We start from the raw sequence: 3,016 nt of genomic DNA on the forward strand, positions 1-3,016 counted from the left end.
TCAGCAACTCAGCAACTCAGCAACTCAGCAACTCAGCAACTCAGCAACTCAGCAAGTAGACTGTGCCCTGATAAACGGGCAATTTTTTTTTTCACAAACATCTTTCTTTTTTCTCATCAATTTTTGCAGACGGCAAACGTGCTGTTAGTGTTTTTAATTTTGCACAAAAACGGTACTTTGCTGCCTTGGGCATATTTGCGTTAGGTATGCAAAGAAGCCGTTCTTGTAAACACATCATCAACATAGCTTTTTATTGTCGAAGTCGTCCGGCAGTGTGGTTTGATTCAGGGTAAACGGAGCCGTAATTGGTAATTTGTAATGGATGAAAGCCATAAGCGAAGCCTTTGGCGCTTTGAGACAAAATAATAATAGAGGAGAAATTTTATGGAAGGAAAGAACAAAAAGACAAAAGTCTTTAAATGGGCAGCAGTGTTGATGCTAGCTGCAATGATGATAGTAGGCTGTAAACAGGCGCAAGGAAATAACAGCAAAGAGGAAAAGTATGAGGTAACGGTTAGTGCAGGCAGTAACGGGAAGGTAACGGTAGCGCCTGAACTTCCGACGGATAAGAAGGTGGCAAAGGGTCAGGAATTGACGATTACCGCAACGGCGAATACAGGTTATGTAGTAGACAAATGGACGGTTACGCCCGCCGATGCACTGCAATCGGGCGGTACCGCCGGAAGCGATACTGCAATGGTAAAGGTGAGTGCAGCGACAACGGTGAATGTAACGTTTAAGCCGGTGGGCGGAACACCATCTACACCACCTTCCGGCGATGTAGGTAGTTTTGAAGATACAGGCGACGGCTTTATAAAAATAAGTCCGCCTGCAGCGGGGATTACCGGTAAAGATCCGACACATACATTGCCGGGAATGGAAGAGTATTGGAAAGGGGTATTCCGCGAAGAGCGGAAGGTAACATTGAGTCCGTATAAGCTGGGCAAAACGGAAGTGCCGTATAAACTGTGGAAAGAGGTATACGACTGGGCGGTAAAAGCTGAAAACGGGTATAGGTTTGCCAATGCAGGAGTAAAAGGTAAAGATGGAAGCGGGACTGAAGAAGAGCCGGTAACGATGGTAAGCTGGCGGGACTGTATTGTATGGTGCAATGCGTATACCCACAAAACGAACAATGCCGAGAGCGAATGCGTCTACCGCAAAAGTGCTACCGATACTACAGTGCTAAAAAACGCGAATGATACAACAGCTTGGGATGCCGCCTATGCCGATATGAGTAAGAAAGGGTATCGCCTTCCGACGGAAGCGGAATGGGAATATGCAGCTCGATGGCAGGGAAGCGACAGCACCAATGCTGACAAATACGGAGAAGTATGGCTTACCAAACTGAACAGTGTAAGCGGAGCGAAAGGCAACTGGGAAGATGCGGAGAAAACGGGAGAAGTTGCATGGTATAGCGGTAATGCAGACAGTAAAACGCATCCAGTTGGAATAAAGAAAGCGAATGCACTTGGCTTACACGATATGAGCGGGAATGTATGGGAATGGTGTTTTGATAGGTATGAGGATAATCCTAGAGCAAATGATGCTGCTTATACATCCGGCGGATTTGTAGTTGACCCGCAGGGTGGCGCGGCTGGCGTTTTCCGAGTCTTTCGCGGCGGTAGCTGGTACCATCGCGCGAAGGACTGCGTCGTCGGTAGTCGGAGCGGCAGCGCCCCCGGCTACGGCAGCGTCAATGTTGGCTTTCGGCTGGCTTGTCGCCCCTGATGAAAAATGTACATCCGTGTACATTTTTCATCGACGAGTTTGAGGCTCAGCCTCAAACGTCGCTGCTGCGTAGAACCAGCGGCATCCGTGCCGCTTTTGCCTGTGAGGTTGAGCAGCCTGTTAAGCAGTTGTACATCCTTGTACAACTGCTTAACGACAAGTTTTTCTAGCGAAAAACTTGCTGCTGATTGGAACCAGCGGCGTCCGTGCCAAGTTCAAAAATTGACCTCCTTGTCAATTTTTGAACACGAGTTTTTGCTCACGCAAAAACGTCGCTACTGCATAGAACCACCGTCGTCCGTGGCGGTATGCGGCGAAACCGAACAGGCAAAATGTGTTATGAGGTGCAGTATAGTTTTGAAAATAAGCTAAAGCGGCGCCGAGTAGCCGCTTTAGCGGCTCAAAAATTTTTTAATTTTGTAAAAGGAAGTTAGACTATGGATTTATTTTATTCCATGAAGAACAAAAATATTTTAATCCAGGATGTTGGGGTTGAATCCGAGGTACAACGCTTTATTGGGCATAATATCTATCGCCGAGCGGAACCGCCCCCCCACTTCGGTGGATAGTATTGATTTCTTTGCACCGTATTTTACATCAGCTGCACAAGAAAAATAGGGATAAACGGTATTTCCTGCTATGCTTCCGTTTTGCTTATACTGGAAAACAGTACTGTTGAAGACGTAGTAAAATTATTTATTCAAGAGCGCGAAAAGCTGCAAAAAGTCTTCGGTGATTTACTGGTTTCAAAATGGGAAAGCGGAGTAAAGTTCCTTGCTGATAATCCAAAAGACGTTTCTACTTACTATTTTTTAGGTGAACCGATAGCTTTGAAAAGCCCAATAGTAAAGAAAACACCTCCATCGGGACCGCTTAACCTAAATAGCGTACTGTCGCGGAATCTGATAAAATCTATGTCAGATTTTTGTAGGGAAGCTTTATTATAAAAAATAATATCACTGCGATTGCTTTATAATTGAAGCAGTCTCAGTGTTAAACGGTAGGGGCAAAAAAAGGCGATGCTTCCGGTTCTAACCGCGTCAGTATCAAACCGCAACAACAATCTTGGCTTGCGGGTGGCTATTGCCCCCGAGCTTAGAAGAATTGGTGCCAGAGAATCATCTGGTAAGAGTAGTCAGCGCAACGGTGGATGAAATAGAACTGAAAGCCCTTTTTGAATCATACACAAAGGGAGGAGGAAATGTCAAACGTTGTACGTCCTTGTACACCGTTTGACTGCGAGTTTTTGCCGAGCAAAAACATCGCCTACTGCTGACAGGATGTC

At 45.9% G+C, this 3,016-nt stretch carries 3 protein-coding genes; all 3 read left to right on the forward strand.

Annotation, left to right across the window (positions count from 1 at the left end):
* Nucleotides 1-384 precede the first annotated feature (384 nt).
* The 3 genes from ACTTJ8_RS11585 to ACTTJ8_RS11595 all read left to right on the forward strand — a co-directional run bounded on the left by ACTTJ8_RS11585 (nt 385) and on the right by ACTTJ8_RS11595 (nt 2,678).
* Nucleotides 385-1,731 carry an SUMF1/EgtB/PvdO family nonheme iron enzyme gene (locus ACTTJ8_RS11585; RefSeq protein WP_442719934.1) on the forward strand — a complete coding sequence of 449 codons (1,347 nt, stop codon included), beginning with the start codon at nt 385-387 and terminating at the stop codon, nt 1,729-1,731.
* On the forward strand, nt 1,731-1,901 hold the full coding sequence (locus ACTTJ8_RS11590; RefSeq protein ID WP_442719933.1) for a hypothetical protein: 171 nt from the start codon (nt 1,731-1,733) through the stop codon (nt 1,899-1,901). Before ACTTJ8_RS11585 ends, ACTTJ8_RS11590 begins: the two co-directional genes overlap by 1 nt.
* Nucleotides 1,902-2,381: 480 nt before the next feature.
* Nucleotides 2,382-2,678, forward strand: coding sequence for a hypothetical protein (locus ACTTJ8_RS11595; RefSeq protein WP_442719932.1), 297 nt, complete (start codon nt 2,382-2,384; stop codon nt 2,676-2,678).
* Nucleotides 2,679-3,016: the final 338 nt, after the last annotated feature.

It is taken from the genome of Treponema sp. (assembly GCF_052169735.1).
Classification (GTDB): Bacteria; Spirochaetota; Spirochaetia; order Treponematales; family Treponemataceae; genus Treponema.